This window comes from Sphaerisporangium perillae (genome assembly GCF_023276435.1).
GTDB classification, from domain to species: domain Bacteria; phylum Actinomycetota; class Actinomycetes; order Streptosporangiales; family Streptosporangiaceae; genus Sphaerisporangium; species Sphaerisporangium perillae.
Genome location: NZ_JALLPO010000043.1, coordinates 1 through 19,934, shown reverse-complemented (window position 1 = coordinate 19,934; position 19,934 = coordinate 1). Strand labels below are relative to the sequence as shown.

General features: G+C 70.4%; 15 protein-coding genes. 7 read left to right on the top strand and 8 right to left on the bottom strand.

Annotation, left to right across the window (positions count from 1 at the left end):
* Positions 1 to 52: 52 nt before the first annotated feature.
* A complete protein-coding gene (locus MYF83_RS33620; protein ID WP_248964787.1) occupies positions 53 to 1,279 on the bottom strand; it encodes an alpha/beta hydrolase family protein in 1,227 nt (408 codons plus the stop codon).
* A 130-nt stretch (positions 1,280 to 1,409) separates the two neighbouring features.
* Between MYF83_RS33620 and MYF83_RS33615 the strand changes: the two genes are divergently transcribed.
* Positions 1,410 to 2,732: a sensor histidine kinase gene (locus MYF83_RS33615; protein WP_248964786.1), complete on the top strand. Its 1,323-nt coding sequence runs from the start codon at positions 1,410 to 1,412 to the stop codon at positions 2,730 to 2,732.
* Positions 2,729 to 3,376, top strand: coding sequence for a response regulator (locus MYF83_RS33610; protein ID WP_248964822.1), 648 nt, complete (start codon positions 2,729 to 2,731; stop codon positions 3,374 to 3,376). The genes MYF83_RS33615 and MYF83_RS33610 overlap by 4 nt, the downstream gene beginning before the upstream one ends.
* Before the next feature lie 145 nt (positions 3,377 to 3,521).
* On the opposite strand, the gene MYF83_RS33605 is transcribed toward MYF83_RS33610, so the two are convergent.
* The gene (locus MYF83_RS33605) at positions 3,522 to 4,169 is read right to left on the bottom strand and encodes a hypothetical protein (protein WP_248964785.1); all 648 of its coding nucleotides are present in this window, start codon (positions 4,167 to 4,169) and stop codon (positions 3,522 to 3,524) included.
* Between the two features lie 271 nt (positions 4,170 to 4,440).
* Here MYF83_RS33605 and MYF83_RS33600 point away from each other — a divergent pair, with 271 nt between their 5' ends.
* The 3 genes from MYF83_RS33600 to MYF83_RS33590 all read left to right on the top strand — a co-directional run bounded on the left by MYF83_RS33600 (position 4,441) and on the right by MYF83_RS33590 (position 7,089).
* Entirely contained in the window at positions 4,441 to 5,826 is a 1,386-nt protein-coding gene (locus MYF83_RS33600; protein ID WP_248964784.1) for a Dyp-type peroxidase, read from the top strand.
* Between the two features lie 243 nt (positions 5,827 to 6,069).
* Positions 6,070 to 6,624, top strand: coding sequence for a hypothetical protein (locus MYF83_RS33595; protein WP_248964783.1), 555 nt, complete (start codon positions 6,070 to 6,072; stop codon positions 6,622 to 6,624).
* A gap of 159 nt (positions 6,625 to 6,783) precedes the next feature.
* A complete protein-coding gene (locus tag MYF83_RS33590) occupies positions 6,784 to 7,089 on the top strand; it encodes a hypothetical protein (protein ID WP_248964782.1) in 306 nt (101 codons plus the stop codon).
* Positions 7,090 to 7,168: 79 nt separating this feature from the next.
* On the opposite strand, the gene MYF83_RS33585 is transcribed toward MYF83_RS33590, so the two are convergent.
* The 4 genes from MYF83_RS33585 to MYF83_RS33570 all read right to left on the bottom strand — a co-directional run bounded on the left by MYF83_RS33585 (position 7,169) and on the right by MYF83_RS33570 (position 14,817).
* Positions 7,169 to 8,281, bottom strand: coding sequence for an ABC transporter permease (locus MYF83_RS33585; protein ID WP_248964781.1), 1,113 nt, complete (start codon positions 8,279 to 8,281; stop codon positions 7,169 to 7,171).
* Positions 8,278 to 10,896, bottom strand: coding sequence for an ATP-binding cassette domain-containing protein (locus tag MYF83_RS33580; protein WP_248964780.1), 2,619 nt, complete (start codon positions 10,894 to 10,896; stop codon positions 8,278 to 8,280). Before MYF83_RS33580 ends, MYF83_RS33585 begins: the two co-directional genes overlap by 4 nt.
* Positions 10,897 to 10,935: 39 nt before the next feature.
* Entirely contained in the window at positions 10,936 to 12,015 is a 1,080-nt protein-coding gene (locus MYF83_RS33575; protein ID WP_248964779.1) for an ABC transporter substrate-binding protein, read from the bottom strand.
* Between the two features lie 168 nt (positions 12,016 to 12,183).
* Positions 12,184 to 14,817: a PA14 domain-containing protein gene (locus tag MYF83_RS33570; RefSeq protein ID WP_248964778.1), complete on the bottom strand. Its 2,634-nt coding sequence runs from the start codon at positions 14,815 to 14,817 to the stop codon at positions 12,184 to 12,186.
* Positions 14,818 to 15,062: 245 nt separating this feature from the next.
* On the opposite strand from MYF83_RS33570, the gene MYF83_RS33565 reads away from it, so the two are divergent.
* Both MYF83_RS33565 and MYF83_RS33560 read left to right on the top strand, forming a co-directional pair.
* Positions 15,063 to 15,884, top strand: coding sequence for a DeoR/GlpR family DNA-binding transcription regulator (locus MYF83_RS33565; RefSeq protein ID WP_248964777.1), 822 nt, complete (start codon positions 15,063 to 15,065; stop codon positions 15,882 to 15,884).
* 308 nt (positions 15,885 to 16,192) lie between these two features.
* Positions 16,193 to 17,728 (top strand): sugar ABC transporter ATP-binding protein, encoded by a 1,536-nt coding sequence (locus MYF83_RS33560; protein WP_248964776.1) that lies wholly within the window; start codon positions 16,193 to 16,195, stop codon positions 17,726 to 17,728.
* 40 nt (positions 17,729 to 17,768) lie between these two features.
* On the opposite strand, the gene MYF83_RS33555 is transcribed toward MYF83_RS33560, so the two are convergent.
* Positions 17,769 to 19,088 (bottom strand): hypothetical protein, encoded by a 1,320-nt coding sequence (locus MYF83_RS33555; protein ID WP_248964775.1) that lies wholly within the window; start codon positions 19,086 to 19,088, stop codon positions 17,769 to 17,771.
* A 120-nt stretch (positions 19,089 to 19,208) separates the two neighbouring features.
* Positions 19,209 to 19,934 (bottom strand): dolichyl-phosphate-mannose--protein mannosyltransferase (locus MYF83_RS33550; RefSeq protein ID WP_504974985.1); only part of this gene is annotated, 726 nt, incomplete at its 5' end.

The window sequence follows — 19,934 nt, the reverse complement described above, 5'->3', positions numbered from 1 at the left end:
CGCATCAGGCGGGGGTACGGCCGCGAGCCGTACCCCCGCTCTCGGTTCGCGCCTACTTCCAGGACTTCACCTCGGTGTAGTGGAGTTCCCGTACTGGCTGGTGGCGGAGCCGCCGGTCGAGGAAGGCGGCGACGTACGCCCGGGTGATCTCCACCGCGCGGGTCCCCTTGATGACGGTCGGCGAGATGCCCAGCTGCTCTCTGAGCACGGCGTAGTCGGTGAACGACGAGTGGTCGGTTCCCGCGACGGTCAGCCACTGCTTCGGGCCGCCCAGCCGACGCCATGACTCGTCCCAGGAGGTGTCCTTGCCGCCGGGGCTGTGCCCGGATTCCGTCCCGATCATGAGGAAGGGCCTGGTGAGCTCGCCCACCGTCGGCAGGAACGTGCCGTCGAGGTTGACGCCCGCTTTCACCCGCCCGTCCGCGAGCATGACCTGCGCGGCGCTGTTGCCGCCCATCGAATGTCCCACCATGGCGATCTTCGACTGGTCGATCAGCCGGCTCCAGCGCCCGTCCGCGGTGAGCCGGTCGAGGACGAACGAGAGGTCGGCCACCCGGATCCCGGCGACCTTCTCGCCCTTCTCCTTGGTCATCGGGCCTTCGCACGCCACGCAGGTCGTGGTACGGCCGTCGGGGAAGGTGGTGCCCACCGACTCGTAGGTGTGCTCGACCGCGGCGACGAGATACCCCCTGCTGGCGAGGTCCTCGCCTAGGGAGGTCAACGTCGCACGGGGGAACGAGAACCCAGGTGACATGACGACGAGCGGGAGGCCCTTCTCGCTGGGAAGCGGTGGCGCGTCCACCCGGGCGTGGGTCCTGGTCTTGGAGACCGTGTCAGGCGGCGTGCCCTCGACGCCTGGCACGCCCTTGAGGATCAGGGCCGACTCCTCGGGGGTGACATATCGGGCGCGTGGGCCCGCGGGCTTCTTCGCCGGGTACCACAGCGAGACCATGAGCTCGCGTGAAGCGGACGCTGGCACCCAGGGGTCGCGACGGGAGGAGTCGACCAGATGGAGGGAGGCGGCACCCACCGGTCGCCTTCCCGTCGGCTCCGGCAAGGCCAGCCGGGGGGCGGCGGGGGCTGTGATCTCGCGGGCTGCCGTGGTGGCGGAGCCTGGTGCGTTCGCGGCGGACCCCGGAGCGTTCGCGGCGGAGCCCGCCGTGGCCCTGGTGGAATCGGGTGTTCGCGCGGCGGCGGGGCCCGGAGCGGCGGCCATCGCGGTCAGGGTCGACAGTGAGAGCAGGCCGATGGTGAGCGTAAGGGGCATCTGCGGGTTCATGAGGATCACCCTGTCGCCCGGTGGTCCGGGTGCCTCCGGGCCAAGGTCGACCGGCTTCTACGACTTTCGTAGGTGGTGGCCTCGACGATCGTCTCGATAGGTCGCCGGTGGCGCGCCGTAGGCTCTGCCCATGGTGTCTGGCGAGGCGGCCCGGGATGGCAGGACGGCGCGGATCCTCTGGTCGATCACGCCGTGGGCGCTGGGTGGCGTGGTGTGCTTCCTGTCCATGGCGGTGGTGTCCGGCCAGTTGGGCGTCGCCTCCACGCTCCATCCGGCCCTGCTGGCGAGCGTCTCCGCTGTGGCAGGTCTCGCCGCGGCACGCGCGCGACGGTCGTACTGGCCGCTGGCGGCCGTGGCGGCGGTGACCTACGTCTGGCTGGCGATGTGGCCCGCCCTTGTCGTCGCCTCCTACTACGCGGGCACCCTGCTGCGGCGGCGGCTCGATTTCTCGGCCTACGCGGGGGTGGTCGCCGGGACCTTCGGGCTCTCGACCGTCGTGGCGGCCGCCGCCGGCGGCCGGCGCCAGCTGGTGACGGGCACGCCGCTCAACATGATCCTCATGGTCGCGGTGGTGGTCGCACTGCCTCTGGTCGCCGGGCTGTGGGTGCGCGCGCGGCGGCAGGTTCTGGCCGCGGCGTACGAGCGGGCCGAGCGGCTGGAGCGCGAGCAGGCGCTGCGGGCCGAGCAGGCGCGTACGCAGGAGCGCGCGCGCATCGCACGGGAGATGCATGACGTCGTCGCGCATCGGGTCTCGCTGATGGTCCTGCACGCCGGCGCCTTGGAGGTCGGTACGGCCGACGAGCGCACGGCGGAGGCCGCGGCCCTGATCGGCGAGATCGGCAGGGAGGCGCTGGCCGATCTGCGTGACGTGCTGGGTGTGTTGCGCTCGTCGCAGAGGGAGGCCGTGCTCAGCCCGCAGCCCACGCTGGCCGACCTCGACCGGCTGCTCGACCAGTCCCGCTCGCTGGGCATGCGCGTGGCCAGGCGGGACGAGGGCGACAAGCGTCCACTTGGCTCGACCGTGGAGCGTACGGCGTACCGTGTGGTGCAGGAGGCGCTCACGAACGTGCACAAGCATGCGGGAGACGCGCATATCGACGTTCGTGTGCGTTATCTGCCCGATGCTCTGGAAGTCGTGGTGCGCAACCAGCGGCCGGTGGTGCGCGCCCAGCACCCGAGGCCCCACGGCCGGCATCCGAGGGTCCACGACGAACCGCCAAGGACTGACGATCACCCGAGGGCCGGCGACGATCACCCAAGGGTCCGCGAGGAACATCCGAGGGCCCGCGACGAGCGGCCGGGTGAGGAGTCCGGCCGTTTCCCGAGCGCCGGGTGGGGGCTGATCGGGCTGCGGGAGCGGGTCGAGTTGGTCGGTGGCCACCTGGAGGCCGGGCGACTGGCCGGCGGAGGCTTCCACGTGCTTGCCAGGATCCCCGCGGAGGCGTGCGCGTGATCCGGGTGCTCGTGGTCGATGATGAGGCGCTCGTGCGTTCCGGGCTGCGCATGATCTTGGAGGCGGCCGGTGACATCGTGGTGGTCGGCGAGGCTCGTGACGGGGCGGAGGCCGTCAGCGCCGCGGCCCGGCTGCGCCCGCACGTCGTGCTGATGGACATCCGCATGCCCGGAACCGACGGTCTCGCCGCTGCCGCTCAGATCGCGGTGCAGCCCGACGCGCCCAAGTTGATCATGTTGACGACCTTCGACCTCGACGAGCACGTGCACAAGGCGCTGCGGATCGGCGCCGTCGGTTTCCTGCTCAAGGACACCCCGCCGCGCGAGCTGGCCGCGGCGGTCCGCACGGTGGCGGCCGGGCACGCGATGCTCTCGCCCACGGTGACCAAGCGGCTGATCGGCTCGTTCGTCGACAGAGCGCCGTCGAAGGCGCGGGCGGCCCGCGACCGGCTGGCGGTGCTCACGACGCGCGAACACGACGTGATCGTGGCGCTGGCGAGGGGCCTGTCGAACGCCGAGATCGGGCGTGAGCTGGTGATGAGCGAGGCGACCGTCAAGGCCCATGTCAGCCGGGTGCTGGCCAAGCTCGGACTGGCGAACCGCGTCCAGGCCGCCATCTTGGTACACGAGGCCGGCGGGGGCTGACGCACCCGCGCCTCCGCGGGCGATGGACGGCGGACGGCGGGCGATGGACGGCGGGCGATCGGCGATGAACGGACGGTGGGGCGGCGGCGGTGGACGGTGGACGGGGCGAGGCGGGGCCGGAAGGGCGGCCTCGCCCCGTCGTCGATCAGAGCTCGCCGCTCTCGATCGCCTGCTTGAGGGCCGTCTGCGTCTGCTGGTGGGAGGCGGTGCCGTTCGTGACGACGAAGTCGATCAGCGAGGTGTCGGCGTCGAAGGCCAGGCGCTCGGTGACCTTGGTGCTGCCGTCGCTGAGCTGGTTGAAGCTGATCCGCTGGTGAGTGGCCACGTTGGGCTGCGACCAGGTGTCGGTCTCGTAGAAGAGCCCGTCCTTGTTGATGCGCTGCTGCGCGTGGGTGTTGGAGGTGACGATCGTCCCCTGGTACGGGATGTCCTCGATCGCGGTGAAGTTGATGTAGCGGATGCCGGACTGGCACCAGTCCTTGTAGGTGACGACGCGCTTGAGGAACGCGGCCTTGCCGATGTGGTTGTTGATGTTCGAGTACGCCGTGAAGACGTGCTCCACGGGCGCGTTGATCGTGACGGAGATCGTGCTCGTCTGCCGGGTGCGCCCTGAGCCGGGGAGCGGGGGCGGCGAGGAGTCGTAGAACTTGTAGGTGTCCCAGGCGGTCTGCCACTCGGCGGCCAGTTCGGCGTCGGTCTGCGTGGTGTCCGCGCGGGCACCGCTGGAGAAGGCGGTGAGGACGAAGGCCGCGGCGAACAGCTGGGCCGCGAGAACCTGAAGAAGCTTCTTCACATGTACCTCAAGGGGGGACAGTAGGTGCAAGTGTTCTTCTATCGCATGACGGGGCGATTCAGAACACTCCGCGCCGAAAGATCGCTCACTGTTAGCCGATCATCACCTGCGTGAGCCCAAGCGGGCGTGCGGGACCGGTGCCGGCCGGGCTTCGTGTCTCCCGGTCCGCGGTGTCTTTCGTGGCTTTTGCTCTATCCAGCGAACCTTTGTCATGAGACAAGACTCATATGGGTGGGCCCGGGATGACATGGACAATGGGGGAAGGACCGACATGCCTGTGAACCTCTCCAACGGCAAGCCGCTCGCGTGGGATTCGCCGGGGCTGGATGCCGACACCAAGGCGATGCTCGACAACCTGCAGCCGAACATCCTGCAGGCGCACGTACGGGAGCACCTGTCGGTGCTGTTCGTCCACTTCGATGACGGGCCCGACGGCAAGCGCTTCCTGCGCGGCCTGGTCGCGCTGATGAAGTCGGCCAGGAAGCACCTGGAGGAGGTCCGCGCTTTCAACAAGACCCAGGCGCCCGGCACGCCGTACGTCGGGGTGGGGATCAGCAAGCTCGGCTATCTCAAGCTCGGCCACTCCACCACCGGGTTCACCGACAACGCCTTCAAGTCGGGGCTCAAGCGGCGCAAGGACACTCTGAGCGACCCGCCCGTGAGCAGCTGGGAGGCGCCGTACCAGAAGGAGATCCACGCGGTCGTGCTCATCGGCGACGCGACCGAGGCGCCGGTCACCGCCACCCGTGAGCGCGTGCTCGCGCTGCTGCCCGCGAGCGCGACGATCGTCGGCGAGGAGACCGGGCAAGGGCTCCGCAACGCGCAGGGGCGGGGCATCGAGCATTTCGGCTACATCGACGGCCGCAGCCAGCCGCTGTTCCTCGCCGACCAGGTGGCCGAGGAGTCCGGGCACAACTGGACCCCCTTCTTCCCGCTCAGCCACGTCCTGGCCGCCGACCCGCTGGCTCCCAAGCCGTCTCGGCACATGGGCAGTTACCTGGTCTTCCGGAAGCTGGAGCAGAACGTCCGCGCCTTCCGGCAGGCCGAGGAGGACCTGGCCGACGGCCTCGGGCTCGCCGGCGCCGACCGCGCGCTGGCGGGGGCCATGCTGGTCGGCAGGTTCCGCAACGGCACGCCGCTGAGGCTGCACGGCAAGCCGAGCTCGGACGGGCACCCGGTGCAGAACGACTTCAGCTACCGCGACGACCTCGGCTCCAAGTGCCCGGTCAGCGCGCACATCCGCAAGGCCAACCCCCGTGACTCCAAGGACGGCGGCCTCGAACGCATCCTCGGCGTGATGATGGCCAGGCGCGGGCAGACGTACGGGACGCGCACGGACACGCCGTGGGACGACGCGCCCCCGCAGACCCGGCCCACCGGCGGCGTGGGCCTGCTCTTCATGGCGTTCAACGCGAGCCTTCAGGCGCAGTTCGAGTTCACGCAGCAGACGTGGGCCGACAACCCCGACTTCCCCGCGGAGGGCTCCGGCCACGACCCGGTGACCGGTCAGGGCAAGCGGGACGTCAAGGTGGTCTTCCCCAAGGTGTGGGGCGGTGACGAGTTCGGCTCGCCGCAGCCTCAGGTCCCGCAGACCGTCACGTTGAAGGGCGGCGAGTACTTCTTCATGCCCTCCCTCGCCTATCTCAAGAGCTTGTGAAACTCCTCGGAAAGGCAATTCGCGGACATGCCGCCATCGCGCGGTTCCGCGATCGGTAAGGCGGCTTTTCCGATAACCGGGGAATGGGCGCGTGCGGCGTGCCACAGTGGAGCGCGGCCCCCTCGTGGGCGCCGGATATCCGTGGAGTCGTTCACGCCGTCGCGCGTCCAGCCTGCCGGAGGTTTTCAAGTGGGGGCAGTCGACAACGGGGACCGGAGGAGATCCGGATGGCCACGGATCATCGTGCCGGCTCTCGTCGGTGCCGCCGTGCTGCTCATCGCCTCCGCTATCGGATATTCCGCCACGACCCGGACCGGTTCCCTTTCCCCGGCTCCGTCCGCTTCCGCGCCGACCTGTGACCAGCCGCCGTCCCGGGTGCCCGTGCGCCAGGGCAGCGGCACGATCGTGTTCCCGGAGGTGTCGTACGCGATCGACCACTCGGGGGACAGGCCGCGCATCGACCTGGCCGGCAGCTACCAGGGTGCCATCGAGGAGGGGAAACGCGTCGCGGTGATCGTGCGGGCGGACCCCGGCTCCCACGACTCCTCGCCCGGGCGCCATCCCGGCGACGGCCGCTACTACTACGAGCGGGATCTTCAGCTGGACGAGGTGGCGCACTGCTGGACGGCGCTCTCGCTCAGTCCGGCGTACACCGGGTCCGAAGGGCTTCTCTGGCATATCTACCTGGTCTTGGTTCCGGCGGACTTCACCGTCATGTCGGTGTCGGCGCGCGACCAAGTAGAGGACGGCGTCTTCAAGACGCTGGAAGTGCTCGCCGATTTTACCGTGACGACATAATAGGCCTTATCCCAATGAATCCCGCCGACGTCTAAGATGTCTGGGCAAATTTCGGGAGCCATGGAAAGTGCTTCATATCTCCTTATCCACCCCCCATCGTTATGAGCCATGACGAAGGGTAGGAACGTAGCGTCAACACGCCGCTATCAAGGGGGGCATATGATCAGGTCACTCCACAGAATGGGCGTCCGGTCCGGCATGATGTACACGGCCGGCATCGTGTCCGTCGGCGCGTCCTTCGTCTCATGGGTGCTGTCCAAGGAGTACGAGCAGGACATCGCCCGCGCCGACCGCTGGGGCCTGTTCGTCGGCGAGTGGGCGCCGACCTTCTTCGCCATGGGCGTCGCCCTCAGGATCGAGGAGGCACGCCAGGAGATCCTCTCCGGGCGTCCCGAGGAGGAGCGGCGCCAGGAGGAGCGCATGGGCCGCCGCCTCGGTGGCCGCCGCATGCCCGCTGGAGTCTAGCGACGTCGAAGCACCGTCCTGCCCCCGCATGGCAGAGGCCGGCCGCGCGCCGTAGGGCATGCGGCCGGCCCGCGTGGTGTCAGGTGAGCCGCTGTGCCTTGCTGAGCAGGCGCTGCGCGATCACCACCAGGGCGAGGAAGCCTCCGCTGACCACCTGCTGGAAGGAGGAGGTGAGGTCGCCGACCTGGTTGATGAGGCTCTGGATCACCCCGAGCAGGAGCACGCCGGACACCGTGCCGGTCACGCTGCCCGCGCCGCCGGTGAGCAGGGTGCCGCCGATGACCACCGCGGCGATCACGTCCAGCTCCAGCCCGATGCCGAGGATGGTCACGCCGGAGGACAGCCGGGCCGCGTTGAGCGCCCCCGCGAGCCCGGCGAGCAGCCCCGACATGAGGTACACCAAGACCTTGGTGCGCGCGACGGGAACACCCATCAGGGTGGCGGCGTGCTCGTTGCCGCCGATCGCGAAGACGTTCTGGCCGAACCCCGTCCGCTGGAGCAGGAGCATGCCGAGCAGCGCCAGCACGCCGGCGATGTACACGGGGTAGGTGAGACCGAGCAGTTCGCCCTGTCCGAGGCGGGCGAACGCCGCATCCTTCACCAGGTACGTGGTCGCCCCCTCGTCGGAGATGGCCAGCATCAGCCCGCGCACGCCGAGCAGGCCGGCCAGCGTCACGATGAACGGCGCCATGCCGGTCCGCGCGATGATCAGCCCCTGGACCAGCCCGACCGTCCCGCACACCACGAGAGGGAGCAGCAGCGCCACCACGGCTCCCGCCTGCGAGCCATAGGCCGCCAGCACGCCGCCGAGCACGAACAGCGAGCCGACCGACAGGTCGATCCCGCCGCTGATGATCACGAAGGTCATGCCGATGGCGATGACGGCCAGGAAGGACGACGAGACCACGACGCTGGCCGCGTTCTCGGCGGTGGCGAAGAAGTCGAAGGCGACGCTGCCGACGGCGACGAGCACCGCCAGCACGATGAGCGCCCCGTGTTGCTGAAGGACGCGGCCCAGCGCCTCGCGCCGTGCCGCGCCCGCCGCTCGCGCGGCCGGGGACTCGTCCACCTGGTCCGGCCTGGTGGCATCCTCGGCCGGGTTGCCCGCGTGCGAGGTCCGCACCTCCCCGCCCTCGCCGGTGCCGGGCGTCTCGGGGGTCTCGTTCGCGGGGGACACCTTGGAGTCGGTCATCGCGCTCCACGCTCCCGGGTGACGTACACGGCGGCGAGGATGATGACCGCCTGGACCATCTGGGTCCACGATTGGGGCAGGTTGTGCTTGATGAGGGTGGCCGAGAGCAACTGCATCAGCAAGGCCCCCATGACGGTGCTGAGGACCCTGATACGGCCACCCGCGAGGGGGGTGCCGCCGACCACGACGGCGGTGATCGCGGACAGCTCGATGAACAGGCCGAGCGAGGTGGGATCGCTGGCCTGCAGGCGCGCCGTGGCCAGCACTCCCGCGAGCGCCGCCAGCACGCCGGAGATCATGTACACGGTCAGGAGCACGCGCTTCACCGGCAGCCCGGACAGCTCGCTCGCGGTGCGGTTGCCGCCGATCGCGACGACCTGCCTGCCGAACGTCGTGCGGCGGACCAGGAACGCCATGATCAGGGTCAGCGCCGCCGCGATCACCACGATGATGGGCACGCCCGCCACGGAGCTGCTGCCCAGGGCGATGAGGTCGGGGTTGCGGAACTCCATGAGCTGCGGCACGAGCACGTTGGCCAGGCCGCGCACGCCGACGAGCAGGGCCAGCGTGGCCACGATGGGCTGCACCCCCACGTAGGCGACCAGGGATCCCCCCGCGGCCCCGACGGCCGCGCCCGCGACGAGCGCCACCAGGATCGCGGGCAGTACGCCGTACCCGAGGTAGAGCACCACCATGGCGGCCGACAGGGCCATCACCGACCCGACCGACAGGTCGATGCCCTGCGTGCCGATCACCAGGGCCATGCCCAGTGACACGATCACGATCGGCGTGACCTGGACGAGCTGGGTACGGAAGTTGGCGACCTCCAGGAACCGCGGGGTGAACAGGATGTTGAGCAGCAGCAGGGTCAGCACGGCGGCGTAGACGCCGTACTCCTGGAGCCAGGTGAACAGGCGCGCCCGGTCGACCCGGGGGAGCGCGGTGGTGGTCGTGTCAGTCATGGGATCCCGCCCTCGGGAGTGATCCGTGCGTGCGGCCGGGTCCGGCGCGGGGCCGCCGGAGAGCGTGGCCGGGTCCGGTGACGAAGGGGAGTGGTGTGCGGCAGGGACTGGTGCGGGAGGGCCGGCCGGGGAGTGGCCGGCGATGGCGGACATGATGGCCTGCTCGGTGACCTGCGGGCCGGACAGCTCGCCCACGACGGCCCCCTCGCGCAGGATGAGGATCCGGTCGGAGCCCTCGGCGAGCTCCTCGAGGTCTGAGGAGATGAGCAGCACGCCGAGGCCCTCCTCGGCCAGCTCGTCGATCAGGGCCTGGACCTCCGCCTTGGCCCCCACGTCGATGCCCCGGGTCGGCTCGTCGAGGAGCAGTGCCTTTGGCCGCATCGCGAGCCAGCGGGCCAGGAGCACCTTCTGCTGGTTGCCGCCGGACAGCTCCGAGACCTTCTGGTGCGGTGAGGAGGCCTTGATCCGGAGCCGCCGGATGAAGGTGTCGACCACCTCGTCGATCCGCGCGTCCGACACCACCCCTCCTCGCGCGAGGAGGGGAAGTGCGGCCAGCGCGATGTTCTCGCGCACGGACAGGTCGGGAATGATGCCCTCGGCCTTGCGGTCCTCGGGCAGCAGGCTGATCCCGGCGCGGATCGCCATGGCGGTGGACCGGCGCCGCAACGGCAGCCCGGCCACGATCACCTCGCCGGAGTCGAGCGGCAGCGCCCCCATGATGGCCTTCGCCGTCTCGCTGCGTCCGGCGCCGAGCAGCCCGCCGAGCCCGACCACCTCGCCCGGCCGGACGCCGACCGAGACGTTTTTGAGCACGTGCCGCCGGGTGAGCTCGCGGGCTTCGACGATCGGCTCGCCGGCGGCCACGGTGTCGTGGTCGCGGGAGAACCGGGTCGTGCCGCGCGCCCGCACGTCGGTGAGGTCGCGGCCGAGCATGAGGGAGATGAGCCGGAGCCGCTCGAGGCCGGCCATCGGCCCGGTGTGCGCGAGCCGCCCGTCCCGCAGCACGGTCACCCGGTCGCAGACCTGGTAGAGCTCGTCGAGGCGGTGGCTGACGTAGACGACGGCGATGCCGTCGTCCCGGAGCCGCCTGATCACCCCGAACAGCGTCTCCACCTCGCGCGGCTCCAGCGAGGAGGTCGGCTCGTCCATGATGACGACCCGGGCGTCGACGGAGATGGCCCTGGCCAGGGCCACCATCTGCTGGGCGCCCATGCCGAGCGTGCGGAGGGGGCGCCGCACGTCGGTCCGTACCCCGTATCCGGCCAGGACGCGACCCGCCTCGTCGTACATCCGGGCGGCGTCGATGACGCCGAGCCGGTTGCGCGGCTCGCGCCCGAGCAGCAGGTTGCGGGCCACGCTCATCATCGGGACGAGGTTGACCTCCTGGTAGATCGTCGAGATTCCGGACCGCTGGGCCTCCAGCGGGGAGGCGAAGGTGACCGGGTCTCCCCGGTACCGCAGCTCCCCGCCGTCGGGCCGGTGGACGCCGGTGAAGATCTTGATGAGCGTGGACTTCCCTGCGCCGTTCTCGCCGACCAGCGCGTGGACCTCGCCCGGCCGTACGGCGAACGACACGCTGTCGAGCGCCACGACGCCGGGGAATCGCTTCGAGATCTTCCCGGCCTCCAGCACGGGCTCCTCGGATGTGCCCAATGGCTTCCCCCTCCAGGTCCGTTCCGCGCGTGGCGGCGATCAGTAGGCCTCGTCCAGGCCGGCCTTGGCCGTGTCCTTGCCGTACTCGCGGTCGGAGATGATGACCTTGTCGGGGATCGGCCCGCCGTCCAGGAACTTCTGGGCGGTCTCGAAGGCCAGCGGACCGAACCTCGGGTTGGATTCGATCACGGAGTACAGCCAGCCGTCGACGATGCCCTGAACCGCGCTGCGGGTGCCGTCCACTGAGACGATCTTGATGTCGCCGGGCTCCTTGCCCGCGCCCTTGAGGGCGGTCACCGCGCCGAGCGCCATCTCGTCGTTCTCCGCGTAGATCCCGTTGATGTCCGGGTTCGACTGGATGAGCTGCTCGGTGACCTGCTGTCCCTTCTCCCGTGCGAACTCCCCGGTCTGCTCGAAGGAGATCTCGATGCCCGGCGCCTGCTTCTGGATCTGCTCCTTGAAGCCGTCGGTGCGCTCGGTGGTCACGTTGTTGCCCGGAGCGCCCAGCAGGATCGCGACCTTGCCCTTGCCGTCCAGCGCCTTGATCATCTGGTCGGCGGCGCGCTTGCCCTGCTCGTAGAAGTTCGACCCGATGAACGTCAGGTAGTCGCCGCACGGCTTGGCGTTGATCTTCCGGTCGACCGTGATGATCGGGATCTTCTTGGCCGACGCCTGCTGGAGCACCGGCTCCCAGCCGTCGGAGTTGAGCGGAGCGATCACGAGCAGCTGCGCGCCCTGCGCGATCAACTGCTGCACGTCGGTGATCTGCTTGGAGAACTGCGACTGGGCGTTGGTGACCCGCAGCTTGCGGATGCCCAGCTTGGCGGCCTCATCCTTGATCGACTTCGTCTCCGCGATGCGGAACGGGTTGGCCTCCTTCTCCGACTGGGAGAAGCCGACCGTGGCCGCCTTCAGGTCGAACTTCGTGCCGCCGAACTGGTCGAGCGTGCAGGTCGAGCCGGCCTCGCCGGTCGGTGTCTGTACGACCTGCCGGCCCTGGGTGTCGCTCGCGGCGGGTGCGGCGGCGGTCTGCTCCGACTTGGCGCAACCGGCGGCCGCGAGGACCACGGCGAGGGTGAGGGCCGCCATACGGAGGTGGCGGCCGGGGTCCATGGACATGGAGGTTCCTTCCCTGGGGGGTGAAAAGGTCGAAGGGTCGAAGGGTCGAAGGGTCGAAGGGTCGAAGGGTCGAAGGGGCGAAGGGTCGAAGGGTCGAAGGGTGAGAAGGCTCAGGGTGACCGTCCGGGAGGGGCGGGGAGCCCCTCCCGGACGCGTCGCCCGTGATGGTCACCCGCAGGCGACGGGTGTCCCGCTGGTGACGGCCTTACCGGCGTCGTGGACCCGCTGGACGTCGAACTTGGTCACCGCACGGTCGTAGGTCATCAGGCCGTTCAGCTCGGTCTCCACGTCGGTCGTCTGGGTGTAGATCGCCGCGCTGAGCCCGTTGCACGTCTGCAGCCGCTGGAGCTGCTTGGCCATGTCCACGTACCGGTTGGTCAGGGCCACCGAGTCGGGTTCCACGACGTAGCCCCATCCGCCGCCGGACCAGGTGTGCCCGATGACCGGCATGCCGAGCCCGCCGTACTCCCCGAGGACCGAGGCCCGCGTGGCGGAGGGCTGAGCCGTGGGGCCGGGGCCGGGGTACATGTGCCAGTCGATCACGTCGCCGTTGCCGCCGTCGACCGCGCCGCAGCAGTTGACGCCGCTCATGTTGTCGACCAACCGGGACGGGTCCCAGGTCTGCACCGTGTGGGCGATCCTGGCCTGGTCGTACTGCCCCCAGCTCTCGTTGAAGGTCACGTACATCACCACGGAGGGGTTGTTGCGATGCTGGTCGACCATCTCCTTCAGCTCGGCCTCGTACTGCGTCCTGTCGGCCAAGTTCGGATTGCCCGCCATCGAGGGCATGTCCTGCCAGACGAGCAGGCCCAGCTTGTCCGCCCAGTAGTACCAGCGGTCGGGCTCCACCTTGACGTGCTTGCGCACGGTGTTGAAGCCCAGCGCCTTGGTCTGGTCCAGGTCGTACTTCAGCGCCGCGTCGGTGGGCGCGGTGTAGATGCCGTCGGGCCAGAATCCCTGGTCGAGCGGGCCGAACTGGAACACCGGCTTGCCGTTGAGCAGCAGGCGGCTGGTGCCGTTCACCTGCTCGCGCGTGATGGACCGCATCCCGAAGTAGCCGCGGACGGAGTCGGTCGTCCGCTTGTCCCCGTCCTTCAGGACCACGGTCAGGTCGTACAGGAAGGGGTCGTCCGGCGACCACAGCCGGGGGGCGGCCACCGGCAGCCGGAGCTCGTCGTTCGCCGGTCCGGCGACCGTGCCGACGACGCGCTTCCCGTCACGGGCGGTCACCTCGGCGACCGTGCCGGCGGGCGCGGTGGCGTCCACGACGACGTCGAGCGCCTTGCCGGGCACGTCGGGGGTGAGGCGCAGGCCGTTGACGCGGATGGCCGGGGTGGGCTCCATCCACACGGTCTGCCAGATGCCGGACGCGGGGGTGTACCAGATGACGCCGCCGCCCAGCCGCTGCTTGCCGGTGGGCTGGAGTCCCTTGTCGGTCGGGTCGTACACGCCGACGATGAGCTCCTGCCGGTCCGTGCGCACGAGGGCGTCGGTGACGTCGATGCTGTGCCGGTCGTAGCCGCCCTTGTGCGCGCCGACCCGCTTGCCGTTGACGTAGACCGTGGACTGCCAGTCGACCCCGTCGAGGTGGAGGACCAGCCGGGTGCCGCCGCTGCGGACGTTCCAGTTCTTCGGCACGGTGAAGGCGCGGCGGTACCACATCCGCTCCTCGTGCCGCCCGATGCCGGACAGGACCGACTCCACCGGGTACGGCACCACGATCTTCTCGGCGAGGTCGCGTCCGACGGGAGGCGCCTCGTCCTGCTGGGCCGTGGCGAACTGCCAGGTGCCGTTGAGGCTGCGCCACTGGTCCCGGACCATCTGCGGCCGGGGGTACTCGGGAAGGGGGTTGGCGGGGTCGACGTCGGCGGCCCACTTCGTCTTGATGGTGTACGTCGAGCCGTTCGCCACGACGACGTGGGCGAAGGCCTCGAGCGCGGTGCCGTCGGCGTTGGTCAGGCCGCCTGCGCCGTCGTAGGAGAGCCGCAGGGAAGCGCCCGCCTTGCTGGGAACGGGGAAGCCGAGCTTCAGCCGTACGACCGACCGGTCCGTGCCGTCCTGCTCGGCGGAGGTGATCGGCCATGCGGTGCCCGCCACGGTGAAGACGAGGTGGTCCCGGGTGGTCGCGGGGAGGGCGGCGAGGTCGGCGCCGAAGTCCAGGGTCACGGTGTCGCCGGCCGCGTCGACGGCCGCCGACTCGGGGCCGGGCGGGTCGTATCCCTCGGGGAGGAAGAGCGCCTCAGCGGGGACGATCTCCCTGGCCTGGCTCGCGCTCTGCCAGCGCAGGCGCAGGTTGGAGCCGCCGTAGTGCTCGAAGTACTCGATCTTGATGTCGTAGGTCCGGCCGGCCTCCAGGGTGATGGGGGTGCCGGTCTGCTCCTTGTCCCAGTCGTCCACCCAGTGGTCGATGATCACCTGACCGTCGACCCACAGCCGGAAGCCGTTGTCGCCGATCATCGAGAAGGTGTAGGGCTCGGAGAACCCGGGCCGGATCCGGCCGGTCCACCGGACGGTGATGTCGTCCACGCGTCCGGTGAGGTCCTTGAAGATCGGCTCGAGGTCGGCGAAGTCGATGGACGGGTCCACGACGCCGGCCTTGAGCTGCCCGAAGTCGAAGGCTCCGGGCGCGGTGCTGAGGTGGTAGTCGCCACGCAGGCCGTGCCGCGCGCCGGCGTCGTCGGCCGCGGCGGCAGGAGTGGTCGCGCCGGTGCCGGCGGTGGCGCCGGTCACGCAGGCGGCCTGGAAGGTGAGGCAGAGGAGTACGGCCAGTAAGAGGAGGGGACTTCGTCTCGTGGCTTTCATCCGGGGGGTCCTTTCCGCACGGGATGAGCGGCGCAGGGCTATCACGGAACCGAACAAGTTCGGACTGTCGCAGACCTCAAATAAGCACTGATGGACCAAAACAGTCAAGAGATGCGATCGTAAACGCTCCGATTCGGTCATCCTCGTACCTGGAGCCCGAGGTCGGCCGACCGCTCGCGACGTCGTCCGCTGTCCGACTATGATCAGAATCGGGCAAGTTCTGTACGCACAGCACGGATGACAAGGTGGGGGCGGCCGTGGGCGACGCCGAGGGACCGGGCGAAGTCCGTCGGCCCGTGTTCGCCGCCGAGCGCAGGCAGCGCATCATCGAGCTGGTGCGCGCCAACGGCGCGGTCTCGCTCAGGGAGCTGGCGCAGGCCGTCCGCTCGTCTGAGGTGACGGTCCGCCGCGACCTGCGGGCGCTGGAGGCCGAGGGCCTGCTGAACCGCCATCACGGCGGCGCGACACTGCCCGGCGAGCTGTCACGCGAGCCCACGCACTCGCAGAAGGCCCAGGTCGCCTCGGCCGAGAAGAACATGATCGCCGATCTGGCCGCCTCCCTGGTGGAGGACGGCGACGCCATCGTGGTGGGGCCGGGCACGACCACCCAGGAGTTCGCCCGCAGGCTCAGCAGGAACACCGAGCTGGCCGTCGTGACGAACTCCCTGCTCGTCGCGCAGGCGCTCGCCGGCTCCCCGCGCATCGAAGTCGTCCTCACCGGAGGCACCCTGCGCGGCTCCATCCTCGCGCTCGTCGGCAGCGCCGCCGAGCAGTCGCTCGCCGGCCTGCGCGTGCGGCGGGCGTTCATATCGGGCAACGGCCTGTCCGCCGAGCGTGGCCTGTCGACTCCGAACCTGCAGGTGGCCAGCGTCGACCGTGCGCTGGCGGCGGCGGCGGAGGAGGTCGTGGTGCTGGCCGACCACACCAAGATCGGCATCGACACGATGGTCCAGACGGTCGCGACCGAGCACATCGACCACCTGGTCACCGACGACGCGGCACCCCGCGACGTGCTGGACGAGCTGAGCGGCAAGGGCGTGCGGCTGCACGTCGCCCGCCCGGGCTGAGTGCCTGCTGGGTCTCCCCGGGCTCGTGGTGAGCGCCGTCCGGCGGCGCGTTCCCGGGCTCGTGGTGAGCGCCGTCCGGCGGCGCGTTCCCGGGCTCGTGGTGAGCGCCGTCCGGCGGTGCGTCCCCGGGCTTGTGCTCAGTCCCGTCCGGTTGCCGGTGCGGGAGCGGGTCCGGTTCTCTGACTGGTTTTGATCGGCTGTGATTGGATAAGTCTCCTCCTGTTACAGGATTGTTTCCTTCTCCGATCACCATCGGTCTCGACGAGGCGTCTCCTCTCGCCCAGCAATCTTGCCCGGGGAGGAAGCTTGTGACAGGTAGCCGCACGATCCTCCAGGCCGCCGGCGTCCTGAAGGGCTTCACCGGTGTTCGCGCGCTCGATCACGTCTCCATGTCGGTCTCCGAAGGGGAGGTCCACGCGCTCGTCGGTGGCAATGGCGCGGGCAAGTCCACGCTGGTCAAGCTGTTCTCCGGCGTGTACCGGCCCGACGGAGGGGAGCTTCGCCACCTCGGCAGGCCCGTCCGGTTCGAAGGCCCGGCCCAGGCCCTGCGCGCGGGCATCGCGACGGTGTACCAGAAGGGCAACCTCGCTCCCCAGATGAGCGTGGCGCGCAACATCTTCCTCGGCAGGGAGCCGCGCGGGCGTCTCGGGCTGATCGACTTCACCCGCATGCACGCGGACGCCGAAGAGGTGCTCGCCGGGTACGGCGTGCGGGTGGACGTCCGCCGTCCGGTGACCTCGCTGGCCGCCGGGACCAGGCAGATGGTCGCCGTGGCGCGTGCCGTCTCGGCCGGAGCCCGGGTCGTGATCATGGATGAGCCCACGTCGTCGATGGAGCCCGGCGAGATCGAGACGCTGTTCGGCGTCATCGGCGCGCTCCGCGCGAGCGGCAGGTCGGTGATCTACGTAAGCCACCGCCTGGAGGAGCTCTACCGCGTCTGTGACCGGGCCACGGTCCTGCGGGACGGCAAGGTGGTGCACACCGGCCCGATGGCCGATCTCGATCGGCTCCGGCTCCTGTCGCTCATGCTGGGCCGGCCGTTCCACCCGCCCCGCGAACCGGTGGGCGCCGCCGGCGGCCCCGCCGACGAGCCCGGCGACCTGCCGGTCCTGGAGGCCACCGGGCTCAGCCGCCGCCACGTCCTGGCCGGCATCTCCATCGCCGTGCGCCCAGGAGAGGTGGTGGGCCTGGGCGGCCTGATCGGCGCCGGGCGCAGCGAGACCGTCCGGGCCATCGCGGGAGTGGAGCCCGTGGACGCCGGACAGGTGACCGTGGCGGGCACCCCGCTCCGCAGGTGGTCCATCAGGAGCGCGATCAGAGCCGGCGTCGGCCTCGTCCCGGAGAACCGCAAGACCGAGGGCATCGTGCCCACCCTGTCCGTCCGGGACAACATCGCGCTGGCGGCGCTGCCACGCCTCTCGCGGGCCGGCATCGTGTCCGACGCGCGCATCGACCGGGTCGTCGCCACGTTCATGCGGCGGCTCCGGATCAAGGCGGTGTCACCGGGCCAGCGGGCCGGAGAGCTGTCGGGCGGCAACCAGCAGAAGGTGCTGCTGGCCCGGTGGCTCGCGATGAACCCCAAGGTGCTCCTCCTGGACGAGCCCAGCCACGGGGTCGACGTCCCGACCAGGGCGGAGATGCGGGCGCTCATCGACGAGCTGGCCGTGGACGGGCTCGCCGTCCTGCTGATCTCCTCCGACGTGGACGAGCTCGCGCAGAACTGCGATCGGGTCGTCGTCCTGCGGGACGGCAGCGTGGATCGGGAGCTCACCGGGCTCGAGGTGACCGAGGAGAACATCATGGCCGCCATAGCGGCCCCCGGCCGGAGCGCCGCGACGGTGTGAACGCCGCGACGGAGTGAGGCGCCGTCCGCGCTGCCGAAGGTCAGGCCAGCGTGACGTACTTCCGGGGGCGGAGGGCCTGCCTGCGCAGCGCGGTGAGCGCGGCGGCCCGCCCGGCCGGGGTCAGCGCGGCCGGGGCGACCTGCGTGGCGGACGGCCGGTCGCCGGGGACGCACAGGCCGAGCGCCTCCAGGCGGTGGCGTAATTCGACCAGCGGCGCGACGACGTCGGCTGGAGTGGTGGTGCGCCAGCCCTCGCCGACCACCACCTCGGTGACGCGCTCGGCCAGCGAGTCGCACGGGAGCGCCTTGCCGTCGACCAGCAGCATCAGCCCGACCTCGCGCACCGACATCTGCATCTCGCGCTCGCCCGTCGCGGGCGTCAGCAGTGCCGACGCCGCCGCCTGCCACAGCTCGGCGGGCTCGTCGAGGAGGCGCCTGCCCGCCGGAGTGATCCGCAGCGTCCTGCCGGTGCGGCTGATCGCGCGCATCTCGTGCTCGGCGATGTGGCGCAGAGCGCGCAGGGCGCTCACGCCGCTCTCGTTGCGCGTGCCGGCCATCGGCCAGCCGAACCTCTCGGCCGCCTCGACGACGACCGCCCGGGCGATGTTGTGGCGCTGAGTGAGCGGCACGCCGCCGGGCCGCGCGGCCAGCTCCAGCAGCCAGCGCAGGGCCGGGACGTGCGAGCCCTCGGGGACGGTGATGGGCGCGTGGAGGCGTACCTCGAAGGGCTGGGCCAGCTCGCGGCGGGCCGCGCCCCGGCCGAGGACCCAGCGGTTCAGCCGCTCGCCGTGCACCCGGTTGAGCCAGTTGTCGCCGCCCAGCTCGGTGCGCGGCGCGGTCAGCCAGCGGCGGGTCAGGGCCTCGGCCCGGGACCTCCAGTCGCTCGCGGCCGGCTCGAGCTCCCCGGAGACGACGGCGAGCTCCAGCGCGGCGGAGCAGGCGAGGTGGGCGCCGAGCTCCTCCGGCCCCATGATCGAACTCCAGTGGAGCTCGGGCACGTCCGGAGGCAGGACGCCGGTGGCGCCGAGGGCGCGCTGGTAGGCCGCGGTCCCGGCCTCCTCGCCCTCGCGCGTGTAGGTGCGCAGGATGCGCGCGGTGGAAGGGGAGGTGCAGAGCGCGGCGTAGCGTTCCATGCCGCCGAGCCGCAGCAGCCGCCCGAGGGCCAGGGCGAGGTCGCCGTGGTCGCCGGTGACCTTGAGCGGCAGCGTGTACCAGAGGAACTCGCACACGTCCAGCTGGGTGATCGTTTCGAGTGGCTCGCCACCGGTCAGCCATTCGACGGCGATCCTGGCGTCGTCGGCGACCTCCGGATCGGAGCGCTCGAGCTCGGTCAGGAGCGCGGCGACGTCGGGTGCGGGCATGCCTCGAAGTCTGCCGTATAGGGCCGGGCCCTGACGACGACCACCACCACGGACGATTTCCACGTCACCTACCTGTAAGACCAGTAAGAGCAGAAGGGCTGGGGTGTACCGGTTGGGGGGTCATATCCAGCGATCAAGCAGCATGCGCCGATGCCAATCGTCGTAGGGGATGATCTCGGCGGCGATAACGGGGTACAGCCACCAGAAGTTAATCAGTGTTACGAGCACGAAGGCACCCGAAAGGGCGGCTCCGAGGATCCGCCGCCCGGGCTGTGCGTGGGCGGGCCCGATGAGCAGCCCGGCGGCGAGGGTGAGCGCGAGGATCATGAACGGCAGCATCGGCGCGGCGTAGAACAGGAACATCGTGCGGTGGTCGGCCACCGCGTAGTAGAACCACGGCAGCCAGCCGACGGCGTAGGCCAGCAGCACCGCTCCGGCCCGCCAGTCGCGCGTCGCGACGTACCAGGCGATGAGGGCGACCAGCGCGGCCACTCCGCCGTACCAGATGACCGGTGTGCCGACCCCGAGCACCGCCTGGGAGCACTTGGCCGCCCCGCAGCCGGTCGGGCTCTCGTAGAAGAAGGCGACGGGACGCAGCAGCAGCGGCCACTGCCAGGGCTGCGACTGGTACGGGTGGGACGAGTCCAGGCCGGTGTGGAAGCTCAGGACCATCCACTGGTAGTTCCACCACGAGCGCAGGGAGTCGAAGATGAAGTAGACCCAGCCGCTGGAGGTGGCTTGTGCCCAGTTGCGGCCGTAGCCGTAGGCGGTGGCGAACCAGCCGGTCCAGGTCAGCATGTAGGTGACCGCGGGGGCCAGCGCCATGGCGACCAGGCTGGTGGGGGC